Source organism: Paraburkholderia sp. SSBN10T (genome assembly GCF_056619545.1).
The window spans coordinates 96714-113600 of record NZ_JBWQQI010000022.1 but is presented as its reverse complement, the minus strand read 5'-3'; the positions used below and the strand labels follow the sequence as shown (position 1 = coordinate 113600).

The 16887-nt window shown below is 56.2% G+C and carries 15 protein-coding genes; 8 read left to right on the top strand and 7 right to left on the bottom strand.

The annotated features are described in order from the left end of the window. Positions 1 to 488: 488 nt before the first annotated feature. Positions 489 to 932, top strand: coding sequence for a hypothetical protein (locus tag AC1ECK_RS28485; RefSeq protein ID WP_480325163.1), 444 nt, complete (start codon positions 489 to 491; stop codon positions 930 to 932). A gap of 170 nt (positions 933 to 1102) precedes the next feature. Then, positions 1103 to 1231, top strand: coding sequence for a hypothetical protein (locus AC1ECK_RS28480; protein WP_480325161.1), 129 nt, complete (start codon positions 1103 to 1105; stop codon positions 1229 to 1231). Between the two features lie 75 nt (positions 1232 to 1306). Here the strand turns inward: AC1ECK_RS28480 and AC1ECK_RS28475 are convergent, their stop codons facing one another. Next, positions 1307 to 1651 carry a hypothetical protein gene (locus tag AC1ECK_RS28475; protein WP_480325209.1) on the bottom strand — a complete coding sequence of 115 codons (345 nt, stop codon included), beginning with the start codon at positions 1649 to 1651 and terminating at the stop codon, positions 1307 to 1309. Here AC1ECK_RS28475 and AC1ECK_RS28470 point away from each other — a divergent pair. Beyond that, on the top strand, positions 1626 to 1925 hold the full coding sequence (locus AC1ECK_RS28470; protein WP_480325207.1) for a winged helix-turn-helix domain-containing protein: 300 nt from the start codon (positions 1626 to 1628) through the stop codon (positions 1923 to 1925). The genes AC1ECK_RS28475 and AC1ECK_RS28470 overlap by 26 nt on opposite strands. A gap of 495 nt (positions 1926 to 2420) precedes the next feature. Here AC1ECK_RS28470 and AC1ECK_RS28465 read toward each other — a convergent pair whose 3' ends face one another. Both AC1ECK_RS28465 and AC1ECK_RS28460 read right to left on the bottom strand, forming a co-directional pair. Beyond that, positions 2421 to 4181, bottom strand: a complete 1761-nt coding sequence (locus AC1ECK_RS28465; protein ID WP_480325159.1) for a glycosyltransferase — start codon at positions 4179 to 4181, stop codon at positions 2421 to 2423. A 722-nt stretch (positions 4182 to 4903) separates the two neighbouring features. Beyond that, the gene (locus AC1ECK_RS28460; RefSeq protein WP_480325157.1) at positions 4904 to 5653 is read right to left on the bottom strand and encodes an OmpA family protein; all 750 of its coding nucleotides are present in this window, start codon (positions 5651 to 5653) and stop codon (positions 4904 to 4906) included. A 536-nt stretch (positions 5654 to 6189) separates the two neighbouring features. Between AC1ECK_RS28460 and AC1ECK_RS28455 the strand changes: the two genes are divergently transcribed. The 3 genes from AC1ECK_RS28455 (at position 6190) to AC1ECK_RS28445 (ending at position 10704) form a co-directional block, all read left to right on the top strand. Next, positions 6190 to 6570 (top strand): hypothetical protein, encoded by a 381-nt coding sequence (locus AC1ECK_RS28455; RefSeq protein WP_480325155.1) that lies wholly within the window; start codon positions 6190 to 6192, stop codon positions 6568 to 6570. Between the two features lie 112 nt (positions 6571 to 6682). Next, entirely contained in the window at positions 6683 to 7402 is a 720-nt protein-coding gene (locus AC1ECK_RS28450; RefSeq protein ID WP_480325153.1) for a DUF2968 domain-containing protein, read from the top strand. Between the two features lie 521 nt (positions 7403 to 7923). After that, the gene (locus tag AC1ECK_RS28445; RefSeq protein ID WP_480325151.1) at positions 7924 to 10704 is read left to right on the top strand and encodes a winged helix-turn-helix domain-containing protein; all 2781 of its coding nucleotides are present in this window, start codon (positions 7924 to 7926) and stop codon (positions 10702 to 10704) included. Positions 10705 to 10761: 57 nt separating this feature from the next. Here the strand turns inward: AC1ECK_RS28445 and AC1ECK_RS28440 are convergent, their stop codons facing one another. Further along, positions 10762 to 11595, bottom strand: coding sequence for a hypothetical protein (locus AC1ECK_RS28440; protein WP_480325149.1), 834 nt, complete (start codon positions 11593 to 11595; stop codon positions 10762 to 10764). Positions 11596 to 12052: 457 nt separating this feature from the next. Here AC1ECK_RS28440 and AC1ECK_RS28435 point away from each other — a divergent pair, with 457 nt between their 5' ends. Further along, on the top strand, positions 12053 to 12262 hold the full coding sequence (locus AC1ECK_RS28435) for a hypothetical protein (protein ID WP_480325147.1): 210 nt from the start codon (positions 12053 to 12055) through the stop codon (positions 12260 to 12262). Positions 12263 to 12278: 16 nt separating this feature from the next. Next, complete coding sequence (locus AC1ECK_RS28430; protein WP_480325145.1) at positions 12279 to 12596, top strand: hypothetical protein; 318 nt, start codon at positions 12279 to 12281, stop codon at positions 12594 to 12596. On the opposite strand, the gene AC1ECK_RS28425 is transcribed toward AC1ECK_RS28430, so the two are convergent. The 3 genes from AC1ECK_RS28425 to AC1ECK_RS28415 are packed head-to-tail and all read right to left on the bottom strand — an operon-like array spanning position 12562 to position 16229. Further along, positions 12562 to 14073: an O-linked N-acetylglucosamine transferase, SPINDLY family protein gene (locus tag AC1ECK_RS28425; RefSeq protein ID WP_480325143.1), complete on the bottom strand. Its 1512-nt coding sequence runs from the start codon at positions 14071 to 14073 to the stop codon at positions 12562 to 12564. The two genes, AC1ECK_RS28430 and AC1ECK_RS28425, sit on opposite strands and share 35 nt — an antisense overlap. Beyond that, positions 14070 to 15368 carry a glycosyltransferase family protein gene (locus AC1ECK_RS28420; protein WP_480325141.1) on the bottom strand — a complete coding sequence of 433 codons (1299 nt, stop codon included), beginning with the start codon at positions 15366 to 15368 and terminating at the stop codon, positions 14070 to 14072. The genes AC1ECK_RS28425 and AC1ECK_RS28420 overlap by 4 nt, the downstream gene beginning before the upstream one ends. A gap of 57 nt (positions 15369 to 15425) precedes the next feature. Further along, positions 15426 to 16229, bottom strand: coding sequence for an EAL domain-containing protein (locus AC1ECK_RS28415; RefSeq protein ID WP_480325139.1), 804 nt, complete (start codon positions 16227 to 16229; stop codon positions 15426 to 15428). Between the last annotated feature and the right edge of the window lie 658 nt (positions 16230 to 16887).

The following is a 16887-nucleotide window of genomic DNA, read 5'->3' as shown; positions in this document are numbered from 1 at the left end:
GCAGTTAGGCGGCAGGGCTGAGTTTGACACGAAGAGGTATGAACGGCTCCTGTCGGAGTTTAGTGCCGCAGAAGAATCGTACGTGCGTCTGAGCCGAGCGGGGCGTTTAAGAAAACTGCGACGCTCGGTCCCCTGTTCCAGAGGCATCTCGATGTGACAATTGTTGGCAAATCCTGTGCAGGGTCAAGTTACATTCGGTTGCAAGTGCTCCAGCCGGGACGGCAGCGGGCGCCGAATGAAACAGGAGCCAATGATGACAATCCCGAATCACGTTCAAGTGACCCTTTCCTTTCACCCGTCTGATTATGTGGCATTTCAGGTGGCAGCCCGCGCCGCCGGACTTGACGAACAGTCGTTTGGCGTTCTGGCAATCCATCGGGAGGCCCAGCACGCTCTGGGCGGAGAGTCGGACGGGCGGAGAGTCGCTACACAGCATTTTGATGTTTTGTAATTGATGCGGACTGCTTGAAATTGTTCGAGTGACCCTGGTGCATCTATTGACCAGTTCGTTCGCCACCCAATTGTTGCTGGAGACCGTGATGACCGGATGGTGTGCAGAGGACCTGCTCTATCTACGACTTGGCACTGAGACACCGAACTGGTGTCTTGCCGCTGACAACGATACGCTTTTTTTGGCAGCGGGCCGCAACGAGCAGGGTGTTGCAGTTCGGCTAAACTTGGCGCAACTGACGCAGATACACACGGCTACTGGCGATGTCGTCAGAGCCACGGTGAGCGTGACGATTCTGGGGGCGTATCTGCAGTTGTATCTGCTGGGCCGGAAGATCAACGACCACGTGTGGAAAGGGGTGGCATCCGTCGATCCTAATTTTCTCCGCGCTCAGACGGGGCTGATGGAGCGGGCCAGTCCCACAATGATCATCGATCTCGCCGGAAGGAATGGACAACAACGACAGGTGTCATTCTCCTGAATCGACAAAGCCGGCTTAGTCTCGATGCTGTCCTTTCACGCACGATCGACACGCGTACCACGGTTGCGCGCCAAACTTGGACTAGATCCCGGGAACGGTTCCGCTTGTAACCGATCTCCGGCTGCGGATGTCACCCGGAGAAGACGGCCAACAACCACAAGACTACGCACATGGACACCAAACATTTCTCAGCCGAACAATGGAAGAGGATGGCCGTCTTCATCGTCGTCGTAGCCGCCGTCTTCACTCTCGCGATTCTTTTTGGTATTGACATGGCTGATAGCCTTGCCAAGCAGTGATTGGTACGCTTCTCGCGGCAGCCACGGACCCAGTCCGGTTATCGCCCAGAATTGCTGTGGCGGGGCTGCTTGACCCTACACTTGGGCGCGAGCCGGATGGGGTTCGAAATCCCGCGTCAGGCAGGCTTTCGTAAAGGAGTCGACATAGTCCATCATCGAGTCGGCCGCGAGTCCGGCCGCTCGCTCATCGCCGGCGGCGATCGCATTGGTGACTTCGCTGTGCAACTGGCTCGCCGTTTTCAAGTCATTAAGTTGCCGGTGGTACATAATGCAGGTGCGGACGATTATGTTATCAAGCCCTTTCGCACGAACGAACTGGTTACCAGGATCAGCGCATTGTTGTGCCGTGCCAAACGCAATGGAAAAGGCGTACGCACGATAAGCGTTGGACCGTATGCTCTCTTTGACGCAACGCGACATCTCCCTTCACGGCCAGACAGTTGATTTGACAGCCAAGGAATTTGAGGTGATTGCGTACCTCTTCAACCACGTAGGGCTGGTAGTCTCGGGAGACAGCCTGGCGAAACTCGCTTGGGGCCGCGAACTGGACAGCGTCTCTCGCACAGTCGACACGCATATTTATCGACTTCGGCGAAAGCTATCCCTGCGGCCGGAGAACGGGGTGTGCCTGAGTACTGTCCATATGCGTGGATACAGGCTGGATGAGGTGGGTTCTACTGCTGAATACGCGTGAGCATCGGCACGTCGGATACAGAAAAAACACGCTAGAGGAGTCACAAAATTTGACAATTTGATTCGCCGTACGCGGATAGAGTGAGAGCACCCGCACGCTTAAGGAATACGGAATGGAAAATCCACCTACGAAAGCGATATTAGAACTGCATGAGAGGCTGGCAGCGATGGAGGCCCGGGCCTCATCAAAAGCAGCAATTGTGACCGGGGTGCAGGGTGTGCGAATCATGCGTCTGGTTGCATTGATCTCGGGCAACGCGTTCCGATACGTGCTCTTGAAAAAGAAGCGGACTGGACGTTGGTGCTAGTGAACAAGGAGTACGCCTGTAACTGCCATTGGTCTGCCAGGCATTCGCGATCCGTTTCAGGACATGCTTTGTCTTGTCGATGACCCATCACTGGATGTGCCGGAGCGCAGGCGACTACGAAAACGACCGGGCGACCTCCTTGGGACAAGAATTAACGCTGACCTGGGTTTCATGGAACTGCGACGAGACTATTTGAAATATGCCGCGATGTCCGGGATCGAGTCAAAGCTCACGCCAGCAAGCCTATAGTCTTCTGACACGCCTCCCGGTGCTGAATTTGAGACCCAGCTAGAGTCAAAGCAGCGACGGCCGTCTACGTGAAAGGCGACAATTGATTCGAAAAACGACACGCTCCACACACGGTCCCGATAGCAGGCTGCACCAGTCTCAATGCCTGGAAATCGTGAGTTGACAGCATCTACGGTATGTTTGGCCAATTCGACAAATGAATGTCCGGGCCTGGAATTGAATCCGGGCATGTAGCTGGTATGGACATCCTCGACAATCAGCATCCCGCCATCGTTCAGGTTGGAAAGCGCTCGGTCCATCGTTACGATCTGTTGGTGGTTCATGTGGCCACCGTCGTCGAGGAGCACGTCGATGGTGCCGACACGCCTGTAGAAATCTTCCCAAAAAAGGCTGCTCGCCTGGTCGCCGATAATTATCTCGAAGCCGTCTTTCTCCCATTTCCTGGCTTCCGGATTCAGATCCACGCCAATGATACGGGCTTGTTCGCCCAGATAGCGCCGCCACATGTGCAGCGAGCCGCCATTAAACACTCCCACTTCCACAAACGTAACAGGTTTGCCGATATACTTGTCAAGTAGTGCTTCGTAAACCTGAAAATATGAATTGTGCTTCACACACAGCGCCGGTGCTTCGCTAAAGCTCTGGTAGATCTTCGTCGAGGACAGTGGCGTCGGCTCGGACTCTACGCGGGCACCATGTCGCGCACTGGCGACTGTCGCTCGCGGACGGTGCCTCTCCAGGGCGGCGTAGAAAGTTCGGTCCAGTTCGACGGTACTGGCAGTCGATATCTTTCCGGCCTCGAGAAGCGCTTGCCTCCGGCCATTCAACAATCGAAGAAACTCCGTTCTGACCTCGCCGGGGTTCTGCCCAAAGGCCGTATCGACTTCGCTCAATGCCAAACCTGCGGCACGGTGTTGTTCATGCAATGCGGTGAGCTCGCCTGCGTCAACGTGAACCCGGTACAGGTCGAGCAGCGCGTCACAACTCGCTCCGTCCAGGCGGGGAAAGTACGTCGGCAGCAGACGCTTGTAAAGGCGGCACTTGCTTTGGAAAAGATGCTCTGCATCCAGTCGAAGCGAGGTCATTGCCGGGTGGATGCGATAGCGCAACAACACGTCAGGCAGATTGGCGAATTTTGCACCGCAAAGCATGCAGTCGAACCAGAACCCGAGGTCGTCTACCACATAGAGGTTCGCGTCGTATGCGATCCGGTTAGCGCGAATAAATTCGGTGCGCCACATAGCCGAGGGATTGGCAAGGTACGCCAAGCCACTGACGAATCTGGCCTTGATTGTTGCATCGTCCAGTGGGAGATCCGAGATGCCATCACTGATTCCGAAATGCTGAATCTGCGTTCCAACAACCGTAATGTCCGGGTTCGAGTCAAGAAACGACGCCTGCCGAGCCAGACGCTGAGGCAGCGCACAGTCATCGTGGTCAATCCGGGCAATGTATTCCCCCTTTGCCAGCGACAAGGCCACATTCATCGTCCCGGGCAAGCCATGATTGACCGCGTTCCTGTGAAGCCGGATGCGCGAATCTGCTTTAGCCGCAACGCGCTGTACTGTCGAGTCCGTGCTCCCATCGTCAATGACGATGACCTCAAAATCGGAGTCGCGCTGGACTAGAATCGAGTCCAGGGTCTCATCGATATGGTTTTCAGCGTTGAACGTTGGAATAATGACGGAAATTTGGGGCATATCCTGGAAGCGACCCTTGGAAGACTCACGACAATCACAAGCACGAACAGGTTAAGTGAAAGGCATCGCAGATGTGCCTTCTTCTTTTGCGACTATCATGCTGGATAAGTCCAGGTTCTTCTGTCTGGCGGTACTATTCTGTCGCTTACGAATCAAGCGCTGCGGTCAATTAAAAAAGAAGCCTTTCGCACTGGAAAGGCTTCAATATCTCCTGAGAGATAGAACGAAGATGTGGGCCTCATTCGAGGGCCGAATTGAGCTCATCCCTGGGAGGCATGCAGAGAGGAAACTCATGAAGCCCACGCTGCAATGGTACGAGTGAAGGACTATCCGGTAAGTGAATAATTGTGAACTTACGCGCTGCGCATTCGTTGGTGGATTCGTCGACGAACGGCGCGATCTAAATCCATTCAGTAATGCAGCGGCCCACAAAACAAGAGGAAAGGCGTACCTCCGTCAGAAGACGACACAGGTGAAGGGTTCACTTGAATCAGTGAACAGCCACTCAACAAGAACAGGGTGCAGAGAACAGACATTCTCGCCATACCAGTCGGCTCCCGGTTGGGACACTCGCAGGTGACGCATGCCATAGCGCAGCGTACGGCAACATGCTGCCCGATAAGCACGAGCCTGTCGGTGATTTCGTAAGATGTCAGAACGTCATGCGAGCGGATTTTGTTGTGTTCAGGCGGGCTCCGATCATCTCCTGTTTCATTCTGTCGTTAATTGTTGTCCAGCACGATCTCCACACGCCGGTTTCGCGCACGTCCGCTTGGCGTTTCATTTGACGCAACAGGATTCGCCTCGCCATACCCCACGACGTCGTACTGCTGTGCCTTCAGGCCGTGATCCTTCAGATACTTTGCGACGCTTTGCGCACGCCGTGTCGATAGTTTCTGATTGTAGGGAGCTGATGCAGTCGAGTCAGTGTAGCCTTTCACTGTAACGGTATTGAACGTCGTGCCAGCGGCAGCGTTGATCAGTGCATCGAGACGGTGACGCGCATCGGTCGTCAACGTTGCCTTATCCAGACCGAAACTGGCATCGCCGCTCAATGAGAGTTTTTGTGGCGCCGGCGCCGGAGGGGCGACCGGTGTCGGCGCTGGGCGAATGACCGGCGCCGCAGGAGCCACGATCGGCGCTGCTTGCGCCACAGGCGGCGCTGTGCATTGGAACATCAGTGTGCGTACGTCGCGGTGATCGCCGGCACTCGCGAGCGGCGATATCTCCTGAAGGGGTTGCACGATCTGATTGCCGCAAATTTCGCGTGCCTTCGAATAACAGGTTTTCTGACTCTCGAAGATTCCGGGGCAATTCACCTGAAACGCTCTCTCGTTGTTCGGTAAGCCGATGGAGTACGCACTATATGTGGGTCCTGACGCTGCGGAACATCCCGCGAGCGCACAAACTACCAGCAGTGTCGATCCGATCTTCCGTGTCATCTCAAACTTGCTTGTCGTATAAGGTCTCATTGTCATTTCTCATTTCTGTACGGTAGGGGATCCCACGGCTGATTGGCACATCTGACGCACGCCGCGTTTGTCCACTCGGTTTTTCCAGGGAGAAAAAACGCGAGATGTCAGATGTGACCATCTCGCGAGGGGACTTCAAGCACACGAGCACAAGACAAAGAGTCGTGCAAGCGCGTGGCGTTGCACCCTTTTGCGGAAGGCAAGCGATATGCAGCAACGCAAGGTTGATGCTAGCGGCCCAGCGACCGCCGAATGTCACAGATTGTCGACAGACACGCCTCTATTCAAGACCATCGATGGACCGTTAAGAGATATTTAACGAAATCGTTCCATACGACGTGAGACGCATAGACTTCTTCGCGGCGATGTCGACGGAGAGATTGGAAAGAATGATCGCGCATCCTTTAATTGCAGTTTTCCAAAATAGTTATGCGTCAAGCAGCTTTGACGATGTGGTTGCCGACCGGTGTACGTGAACTTTGTTCACAGTCGGGACAGCAAGCCACTGGTAGGATCGTTGGCCATGGGAGAGAGGTATGACGAAACCGAAGCAACGGGTGATAACGCAAGGAATTGTGCTGGCACAGATGACGCCAGGCAACCGCTACAGCGTCCATGAAATCGCCAAACTTGTCGGCTCAGGAGTGCCAACCATTCGTCGGGCGCTGGCAGACGGTCTGATAAGAGGGAGCCTGAGGCGGGTGACCGAGGGCAAGCGGGATCTCTATTGGTTGGCGACGGCCGATGATCTCGCGAATGACCAGGGTACGCGGCGGATGCTCCCGCAGGGCACCCTGCAAGGGTACGACGAGGCGTACCGCCGTTTTCGCGAACTGTGCATGGCCAGTCGTGGATCGCAACTGGGCAGCGCGACCCGCAAAAACGATAGCGAGCCGCAAGACTTAACCGACGAATGACAGCACTTGTCCGGCATGCGGGCATGCACAGAGCCCGGCGCGACAGGCGTGCCGTTCTAGACTACCGATATGCATTTGCCGTACTGAATGCCATCCAATCTGCAAGACTCTCTTGAAAAAACATTTGGACCTGCGTGCCTCGTTTGCCGCGAATTCATTTGCCGCTGGTGTCATAGGCTCCGATCCCGTTGGACAGGATGGGGAGTGCGTTGTGGTTGACGCACCTCATGCCGTGACCCCGCTGCATGACGCCGGAGCACCGCCTTCGCGGGTTAACGGACAGAATGTCCGGAAGATCACCACCACAGAGTTCGAACATCTGGAGGCAGACGGAGCCCTTACCGTTTGCCGGACACTCCAGAGTTTTAGCTATGGGGCTCGCTTGCTTTTTCATCGGTTAGACCTGGTGTATTACGTGACGCTTCACCATGGCAACGCATTGTGGCGCGTCCTGACGGTAGGCGAACTGGAGAGCGCCGAGGCCGCGTTTCGCCACTTCACGCAGCTGGCCACGCATTTGTCCGAGGAGGAGATGCGTCGCACCCGGCTCGAGGCCCAAAACGATCAACTGATCCGTCTGATTGAGCAGGCGCAAGCGCAGGCCGAGCGGTTGCGCACCGATCTGGACAACCACGCCACCCAGGCGCAACTGGTTACCCAGCGGCAGCAGCACACGCGCCGGGAGATCGCCCAGCTTGAGGCCCAGCGTGTCGCGGCCCAGGCTCAGTTGAACCGGCTGCGGCGCCAGATCCAGCAACTGGATCTGGCTGGCAACGAACGCTTTCCGCGTCAGCAGACCCGTCAAATCCGGACCGCCTCCACCCCCGACTAGACGGAGTCGCAAGTTCACAATTGTTCGCACCGCGAAAGCGCTGGTCCGATAAGCTATTACCGTGGCTCGGTCGATCTGCCATTCCGAAGTCCAGCGTTGGCCAGTTCGGCGACTCGAATGAGATCGACGCCTGCTTATGAGCGGTGCGAACAGGAAGGTGGGGCGAGCATCTTCCTTTCGTTTGCGACCGGAGATTCAACAAGCGATGGACAACTCTGCGGGACCCTCACTGAGGTTTGGCTATTATCTTGCGCCGTTGATCGATCACGTTTCGTGGAAAATATGGCCGCTATTGGCTATCGCATCGACCCTCGGTGGCTGCACCTGGTTGACGCCGCAGGCACATAGCACCATCGCATCGAGTACCCCGCAATCCCAATACGCCGGAACTATCGAGTCGCCCTACGGGTTCCCGCAGGTTGGCAGTCCGGCGTCCGTATAACCGTGGCACTACCATATTGAGAAGGAAAGTGACTCCCGTGCCCGGCGACGTCGAGTGGGGTGTGACGGGGAGAGTGATTATGAAAGCATCCTCGGAAAGTACCGATCGCCAATGGAGCGTGTCGCTGATCCAGACCAAAATGATTCCGCCACGCCTTCCGTCGCGCTGCGTAAAACGGCCCGCGTTGTTTGAGAGGCTGCGAGCGCGGCCGGCGCACGGCGTAACCGTCGTGACCGCCCCGGCGGGTTTCGGCAAGACAACCTTGCTGGCTGGCTGGAGTGAAGCGCTGTCGGAGCAAAAACATCCGGTTGCCTGGCTTAGCGTTGACGAAGAAGACGATGATCCGCAGCAGTTCGGTGCGTATCTGGTGGCGGCATTCTCCCGGGCAGCGCAGGACATTGGCTGGCAGGCTCAACAGCTCCTGAATCATGATGCGCTGACCCCCATCAAAACCGTCATTTCAGTACTCTTGAACGGGATCGCTGCGCACGGCCAGCGCGTGTTCCTCGTGCTGGACGATGTCGATCGCCTGACGGCGAAACCCGTTCTTGCGGTTGTGTCCCGCCTGCTGCGCTACGCCCCCGAAAACATGCATATCCTGCTCGGCGCGCGCGGTGAACCTGCCTTGACGCTGGGGCAGCTTCGGGCACCAGAGAAGCTGATGCGTATCGATGCCGACGACCTCCGTTTTTCGATTGACGAAGCGCAGGCGTTCTTTGACCAGACAGCCACCATGCCGCTCAACCGTACCAGTGTCGAGTTGTTGAACGAGGCGACTGAGGGGTGGGTGGCGGGCTTGCAGCTGGCTTCCCTTGCACTGACCCAGGCGGGCGATGCGGCCAGGGTTGCCAGCAACCTTGCCGGAAGCGGCTCCGGGATCGATCGCTACCTGAACGATACGGTGCTGGCGCATTTGCCGCCGCCCATGCTCAGGTTTCTGCTGTCCACGTCGGTTCTTGAACGGCTCACCCCCGGCGTGTGCGATGCCATCATGGGCGATGGTGCTGAAAGCGGGAAAAACCTGGACTGGCTCGAGCGGCATAACGTGTTCATCCAGCCCCTTGATGAACGACAGGAGTGGTACCGCTATCACGCACTGCTGTCCGACGCGCTTCGGCGCCGGCTTGTCCGTCAGATGCCGAAGGAAGTTCCTTTGCTGCATCGTCGCGCCTGCCAATGGTTTGCAGAAGCACGTCTGTGGCCCGAGGCAGTCAGGCATGCACTGGCAGCAGGCGAAGTTGAGCAGGCAGCACAGTGGGTTGAGAATTGTGCAATGGAGATGTTCGAGCGTGGTGAGCCATACACGTTGCTAGGGTGGATCGAAAAACTTCCGCCGGATGTTATCGGTGGGCGGCTACGCCTGCGTCTCGCGAAGGCGTGGGCCCTTGCATTCTCGCTTCAGACAACGCTTGCTGCGAGGGAGATTTCCGTTGTTATGGACGAAATTCACCGGGTGGGCCGAGGTGAGACAGGCACTGTCGATGAGTCTGTACTGGCGGAGGTGAACGCCATCAGCGCGGCGATTGCAGGAGTCAATGACGACAGCGAACGTGCGCTTGAACTCGGGCGTGCCGCCGAGACCTCTTTGGGATCGACGACGCCGTGGGCAAAGCGCTACGCTCATGCAGCGCAATTCTTTGGTTTGATGTATAGGGGAAGGTTTGATCAGATACGTCGCATATGGGACATCACCCGGGAACGAGCGGAACATGTTCCGGGGCCGATCTACTCAGATATATTTCAAAACGGGATGTACGGCCTTGCTGCGCTGGTACATGGCGAGCTGCCCGAAGCGACGCGAATTTTCGAGGACACGCTTCAGCGCGCGGAAAGTCTCCTGGGCCATTCCTCAGCAGGTGCGGTGGGGCTGGCGGGTTGCCTTGCGTCAATCTACTATGAATGGAATGAGCTTCCGCGAGCACGGAGGGTAATCGCGAACCGTACAACGATTGCCTTGGAGGTTTCCCCGCTCGGTGCGCTGATCCGGCACGTGCTTGCGGCGGCACGCCTTTTGTGGCGTGATGGAGAGACCGGTTCGGCTCTGGCTATTCTCGAAGACGGTCGCCAGGTCGCTGCAGCCCGACGCTGGCTACGTCTCAAGCTGGCATGCGATGCCGAGACGATAAGACTGTACCTTGTAGACGGCCGCGTCGCCAAGGCCAGACAGATCGCCGACGAACTAAGCGCGAGCGTGCCAATGATGTGCGAAGGGCGAATGGGGTCCGCTATGGAAACCTGGACAACCTACTGCCTCCTGCAGGCCCGCGTTCTGATGGCCGAGGACCTTGCTGAGGAGGCCGTCACGCTTCTTGCTCGTTCGCTGGATACTGTGGCCGCGATGGGCTGGCGTGGTTATGAGGTGGTTATTTCCGTGCTGCTTTCCCTCGCGTTCGAACAATGTGGAGCGTCTGAAAAGGCACTTGTCACGCTCGGACGAGCGCTACGCATCGGCGAAGTGAGCGGCATGATTAACAGCTTCGTGGATGAAGGACCGGCGGTGCAGGCATTACTGCAACGGTTTCGCCAGGCCTCAGAGAACGTTTCTGAAGTCGAAACGGCCTATTTCGATAGATTGCTGGCAGCTTTCGACGATGTCCGCGGTTCACCGGCTGCATCGCCCACGACTGTTGGGCCCATGCTGGTGTCGTCGGATATTCTGAGTGCGAGGGAGTTCGAGGTGCTTAACTACGTTGCCTGTGGCCTTTCGAACAAGGAGATCGGCCGGTCGTTGAAACTGGCACCCGAGACGGTCAAGTGGCATCTGAAAAACATCTTCGAAAAACTCAACGTAAGTTCGCGAATCGAGGCCGTGCAGAAAGTTCTTGGGCTGGGTGCTGGCGAGCACCGTGCAGGGATGTAGTCACACACGCTCGTCACCGATCTCCTTCACGCCAATGCGTCGTCGAACGGCTCCTGGTTATTCCGCTGACATTCTCGCCGTTGGGCCCAACGCCAATCTCCTTCCTTCTTCCAGAAAGCGGGCTGCCTCCGCTGCGTGATCAACCTGGAACTTCTGAACCAACTCATGGCAACCCTGGCGAATATCGTCGCCAAAGAACGCTTGAGAGGTCGCGTTGAGCGGCGACGGTAAGTCAATGTCACGGGGATCGGCGCCCAGTGCCCGCAGCAATCGCATCGCGCCATCTCTGGTCGCGATCTCGGACAGCTCAACCTCGTGGATATGTATATTGTCGTTCTCTGCCAATAATTTCCGGTAATACTCAACACGCGTCCACATCTCATGGATGTACCACAACGCAGCGCCGTACATTCCATGCGGTATGAACGGCGTGGCACTCACGATCACATTGCGGTAACGTCTATCAAGGTAAAACAGCCACGTGAACGCGTTATTAACAAAATCAAAGCGGTTGGCGAGGCTCCAGAGAATGTCTTCAGTATCGCGCCGCAAAATGATCAGATCTACCCGGCCCGCACGGGTTAGCGGTGCGATATTCTCGATCAGTCCCGCCTTGACGAGGGGGTGCGAAATCTCGGCGTAGACACACGCGGGACCATTGGCGAGTCCATGCAGCTTTTGAGTCCAGAATTTCTGCACGTGGACGTCATTGCCAAACGTATTGAAATGCGTGAAATGTGACGCGTCCGGATGGTGCACGCCTAGGTCCGTGTGTCCAGCACGCTCGTGATGCACCTCTGCATTGTGCAGATTCCGTCTCAGCAGCTCAGTCAGATAAAGCGTACCGCTACGCCCGGTGGTCAAGGGAAAGATGAAGTGTTTGCTTGGCATGTCATGCGACTAGGTTCGGTAGCGTCGCCCGCAACCACCAGATACGCACAGCGAAGACGCGCAGTTGCGGGTATTCCGTGTGCGGATAATGCAATTGTTCGAACTGCTCAGCATAGCAGCAATTCGCGTCCAAGGGTTTGTGCCGCATTATCACGTTTGTTGACGGCGCCATATGGCCCTGGATGAGCGCGTGATGCGCCACGTTCTGTGCGAGCGTATCGGTTGCTGGGAAGGAAAATATTCCTACGTCACTCCATCATGGCGATGGTTACGACCCGCCTTGAATTTAGGCCACCGTCTGTCGGGTTCACAAATTTTGACAGCCTGACTGGCTTGACACGGATACAGTACCTAAACCCGCATACGAGGAGACCAACCTGTGCGCATTGAGTTCTAGCGAACGTCGCAGCGCATGCGGGAAGCGTGTCTGGCGAAAATGTTCGAGAAAAGTTGAAATATGGCACCAAAAACGATTGCTGTTACGGGGCTGAGCGATGCAAAGGCATTCACGCACAGGCCGAGCGAAGAGGTCGACGCGTTACGTCGTCGGCAGCGCTGGATCGTATGGATTGCCATTGCGGCGATCCCGCTGTCTTTGTTGTTCGTGTGGGGGTTCCTTCATCTGATTCTCGTGCTGGTGTTTGCGAACCAAGCCATTGCCCACTAAATATTTGCGATGTGACATGGACACGCATTCGACGGACAAATTCGTTGGTGGGGTGCTGATTGGTGCAATCGTCACGGCCGCAGTGGTGGTGATCTTCAAGTATCTCGGCATCCCGTCAGGGCGTTACGGAAACGAGGTAACCCAGGCCGCAGCGCCAATCATGGTTGCCGCCTGCATCCTTCTTCCACATCCACTTCTGCTCATAACAGTCCTTCGAGCGCGGCGAGATCCGTTATTGCTCGATGAAGATCTGAATGCAACGATGACGGGTCGGGCGCTCGGCTTGGTGGCCGGTTTCTTTATCGGCATAACCTTGTGTTCGGAAATTCTTTGAATTCCTTCTTTGAGGAAACCACAACATCGGGCACGCTTCCCTCGCTCCACAGATTTAGCAACAAATTCTCAAAATCTCTGGCATACGAACGAACATCGAATAGCGGCAGGCTCATTCGCCTTGAGACCAAATGAGACCGATAAGCGGCCAACGCTCGTCGGTCCTCAATCAGGCGGCCAACGACGTCTACATACTCTGTCTCGCTTCGAGTCGCGAGGGTTGATAACCCAGCCGCGTTTAGCAAGGACGCGGCGACTCTCGATGCGAACGTCTCGCCGACGAGCGTCACGACTGGCACGCCTGCCCATAAGGCATCACTGCTGCCGGTATGCCCGCCATACGGGTGTGTGTCCAGCATCAGATCGGCACATGAGAGCCTTGTAATGTGGCGCGGAATCGCCTCAAGCGAAGCAAAGTGCAAGCGGCCCGGATCGACGCCGCGAACGGATGCCTCAAGCCGGAGGTTTTCCGCAACGACGAGGTTGGTCTGCAGTAGCCACAATACGCATTGAGGATGCTTGCGCAATATCCTGCACCAGAGATCGAATATCGCAGGAGTGATCTTGAACGGCGAACCGAGGTTGGCTAGCACGATGCTGTCGCTCGGCAGGCCAAACTCCAGCCGTGTGCATTCTTGCGGCAGTGGGCGTTGCCGATCGTTGGGCTGATACGAGAAAGGCAGTCTTGCGATCCGCTCGGAATAGTGGTGCTCAAGTTCAGGCGGCACGACTACCGCATCGGCAATCAGGAAATCGACAACCGGGGCACCGAACCCAGACGGATTGTAAAGATAGGCCACCTGAATCGGCGCGGGGCGGTGCGTCAGAACGCCGACTCTGGGATCGGTCAGGTTGCGGATGAAGATCAGGATGTCGATGCCGTCGCGCTCAATTATCCTGGCAATGTCGTCATTTCCGAATTCAGAAACGCAGTGGAATTGATCGAACGCCTGGATGGCCCGCTGCCGTATTGGGTCGTCAATCGACGGTCCACTGTCGTAGGCGATGTATTGGAATCGGCTTCGGTCGTGCTCTTCGATCAGCCCGACCATCAAGTGCATGGTTGCCTGGTTATAAAAATCCGCTCCCAGGAATCCGACACGCAGTTTTCCGCTTGTGCCGACCGCGTCCAGCTTGCGTCGAGGAGAAACATTCTCCCGGATCGAAAGACCAAGCATATGGCGTCGGCCGACCTCGAGTAGATCGGCAGCAGTAAAGTATGGCGAGGCCAGGAGCGGCTCTCCGATCAGGAATCCTCCTTTGTGCCTGAAATTGTCCCGCAAAACGCGCTGCAGATAGTCGTAGCGTTGCCAGTTGCAGACGTGAAGAGAGCAAACCAGTTCTTTGCTGACCAGATCGAAGTCGCCGGGTTCCCATTCGTTGACCTTTTGATAAATCCGGCGCGCTTTTTCCAGCTCCCCGCTTTTGCAATATTCATCGGCTGAATGAATCAGCGCGGCCTTGCTGGATTTCTTCATGGATTCAAACTGACTCGGTCCTGGGCGGCCATCATCATGGCCCGGAGTTCGGTGACCATGCCGTAGTAGTGAACCATCAGGCTCGAGTCTTGCTGGAAGAACCACGGTGTGTTCAGGTCAACGAGACTCAACCCGGCGTCGAGATTCCAGCTAAGCGAGCCTTTGAGGATGTCGGCGATGACAGTCTGGTCTCCGCCACTCGCGTACGTGCTTGACCTGTCGGGCACAGTACGGATCGACTCGAGTATATGTTCGACCAGTTCGAAGTTACGGTCGGTTCGCCGGAGTCCCAGCACGCCGGCATTGATAATCCAGGGGCCAATGTCATGGGCCGCGACGATTTCGCGGGCCTCTAGCAGGGGATCGAGTCTCATTGCCTGGTTTATAAAGAGGATATCGGCGTCGATCCACATCACCCATTCATGATGCGGTAGATACTTTCGCAGAAGCCACGGCTTGAGCCATGTTCCCGCCATTCCCGGTTCGGCTTCAGTGGGCGTCTCGCGGTGCACATAGAGCGTATGACCGTGGCGCCTGCAGTAGCGTAGAAAATTCGACTCGGCAATCGCGCCAAACTTGCGGATGTTCGGTGTGTAGTACATAACGATCGCTATGGGTCGCCCAGGGTTATGGACGCTGAATTCGCCCTGCTCAACACTGTCATATGCCGGAAATTCCAGCATGGGCGTACCTTTCTGCTGCCAGTCGTTCACATGTTCGAACAGTGCCGAGCGAAAGCGTGGATGCGTACCTGCGTACAACTCAACGTCCGATAGCACCAGTGTCCATATGTTTGTTTGCCGCACCCATGGCGGCTGACTGCGCACGTTACAGATTGCGGCACAGTAGTATCCGCCGAGCTGTGCATGGGGAGGCAGGTAGTCCAGATCTGCGTGAAGATCCAGTTCATGATTGAGCCCGCCCGTTACCTTGGCTCGCGCGATAAAGCCCGTGACCAGCGCGCGCACGGCAGCCGTGTTGCGCCAGACCTGAACTGCGGTCTGTCTGTTGTAGCCTTCTCCCTCCACACCCATCAGAAGATAGTCGCGTCCTTCGGCGATGCTTTCGACCCGGTGCATGCCAAGAATCACGCAATCTTCCGTGACGCAAACGAGCAGCGCGGATTTCGGCAAGCGCCGCAGGTGATGCAGGATCAGTTCGTACTTGTAGAGAATCCGATGTGCAATGCTCTGCAGGCCAGTCATCGACACCACCTCATGTTCATATCCCATCTTCGCACAGTAGTGCCGATGGTTGATCAGGGCTTGTGGTTCGTTATTCTCAAGAATGCTCAAACAAAGAGTCGTCATCAACAGCTTCGCAGAGGGGGGCGTAAGTAGCACCCGAACGTTTTAGTGAATGAGACGATGCTTGCCAACGAACTCGTCTATCTGTTCGCGTTCGATCGGGGCGGAGATGTAGTAGCCTTGGCAATCTATATGCTCAATTGTGCTGACCCACGCGAACTGCGCTTGCGTCTCTACACCTTCGACTACGACTCGCATTCCAAGACGTTGCCCGAGCTGGACGAGCGCTTCAACTACGATCTTTGAATTCGCGTTGTCCTGAATGTCGCACATGAACTTGCGATCTAACTTCAGCGTGTCGACCCCGAGCCGATGCAGAACGGTGAGCGACCAGCATCCGGCGCCAAAATCGTCGATCGCCACGCTCACGCCGGATTTCTTAAGGGATTCAATAGCCGCGGCCAACACTTCGATTGAGCCGGGATCGGTGCTCTCGGTGACCTCGATTTGTAACCGGGAGGCGTTGACCGATCGGTTGTGAAGTAGGGAAGATAGTTTGCTTGCCAACCCTGGCTGACCAATTTGGCTAGCGGGAAGATTGACGGCCAACGAAAGCGTGTTGTACCCCCTAAAGGTCCAATCGGCCAGCGTCTGAGCCGCTTCCGCAACAACGAAATTCGTGAAACTCTCAGTTAGCGGAGAGTCTTCCACAAGGTCGATAAACAAATTTGGAGTAAGTACGCCGCGCGACGGATGTCTCCAACGCAGGAGCGACTCAAAGCCGGACAATCGACCTTCCAGCAGTCGCAACTTGGGCTGATAGACGAAAAAAAACTCTCGTCTGGCTAGACCGCGTTCCGCGTCGCCGATTGTGCAGAACTCGCGATCGTCTGCGGCTATGTGTTCCATGGAAGTCTCTAGTACGTGTGCGTTGCAAGCCTCGCATCAACTGGCCGTTAGCGCCGCTTGTTGAACGCCCATCCTGCATGTGCAGCATATCGAATCGGACCACGAGATTTGTGAACGATTGAAACATTGCGATTCCGGGTGGAGCGCGTTGCGTGCGTTTGCCGAAAGTCCCGCCAGTTCACTTTTTGTGACGTGTCGCTTTCCCGTGCTGTCTACCATCAACGCACCGACGGACTTGGGGATGTTCGACGGGTGTGCGAACGAGTTCAGAAATTGAGGAATGTCGTGGATTCAGCGTATTCAACCAACAGATTTTTTTGGGGAGTTCTAGTGGGCGCTCTCGTTGGGTGGCTTGCTTCTGTTGGAGTGGACTATTGGGGATTGCATTTTCCCATGGGGAAGGGGGGCGGTTTGCGGCTGGCAATAGAAGCCGCCGCCTCGGCTTGTCTGGTTCTGCCCAGGCCGTTACTGCTCAAAACGGTCTTTCGTTCGCGACGTAATGTGTTTATGCAGGATATAGATGTGAATGCGATGCTGAAGGGGCGCGTTGTTGGTGTGGCGAGTGGTATCTGTGTGGGTGCGACCGTGAACAGCATGCTTTTTTGAGTGGTTCGGTTTAGGTGGTGAACGAACCGGTTTGTGACCGCATCTGTGAGAT

Coding starts and splice junctions, on each gene's coding strand:
- AC1ECK_RS28480 (WP_480325161.1), top strand. CDS start 1,103: ATGGACACCAAACATTTCTCAGCCGAACAATGGAAGAGGATGGCCGTC.
- AC1ECK_RS28425 (WP_480325143.1), bottom strand. CDS start 14,073: ATGAAGAAATCCAGCAAGGCCGCGCTGATTCATTCAGCCGATGAATAT.
- AC1ECK_RS28465 (WP_480325159.1), bottom strand. CDS start 4,181: ATGCCCCAAATTTCCGTCATTATTCCAACGTTCAACGCTGAAAACCAT.
- AC1ECK_RS28445 (WP_480325151.1), top strand. CDS start 7,924: ATGAAAGCATCCTCGGAAAGTACCGATCGCCAATGGAGCGTGTCGCTG.
- AC1ECK_RS28460 (WP_480325157.1), bottom strand. CDS start 5,653: ATGAGACCTTATACGACAAGCAAGTTTGAGATGACACGGAAGATCGGA.
- AC1ECK_RS28435 (WP_480325147.1), top strand. CDS start 12,053: ATGGCACCAAAAACGATTGCTGTTACGGGGCTGAGCGATGCAAAGGCA.
- AC1ECK_RS28455 (WP_480325155.1), top strand. CDS start 6,190: ATGACGAAACCGAAGCAACGGGTGATAACGCAAGGAATTGTGCTGGCA.
- AC1ECK_RS28440 (WP_480325149.1), bottom strand. CDS start 11,595: ATGCCAAGCAAACACTTCATCTTTCCCTTGACCACCGGGCGTAGCGGT.
- AC1ECK_RS28470 (WP_480325207.1), top strand. CDS start 1,626: ATGCTCTCTTTGACGCAACGCGACATCTCCCTTCACGGCCAGACAGTT.
- AC1ECK_RS28415 (WP_480325139.1), bottom strand. CDS start 16,229: ATGGAACACATAGCCGCAGACGATCGCGAGTTCTGCACAATCGGCGAC.
- AC1ECK_RS28430 (WP_480325145.1), top strand. CDS start 12,279: ATGGACACGCATTCGACGGACAAATTCGTTGGTGGGGTGCTGATTGGT.
- AC1ECK_RS28475 (WP_480325209.1), bottom strand. CDS start 1,651: ATGTCGCGTTGCGTCAAAGAGAGCATACGGTCCAACGCTTATCGTGCG.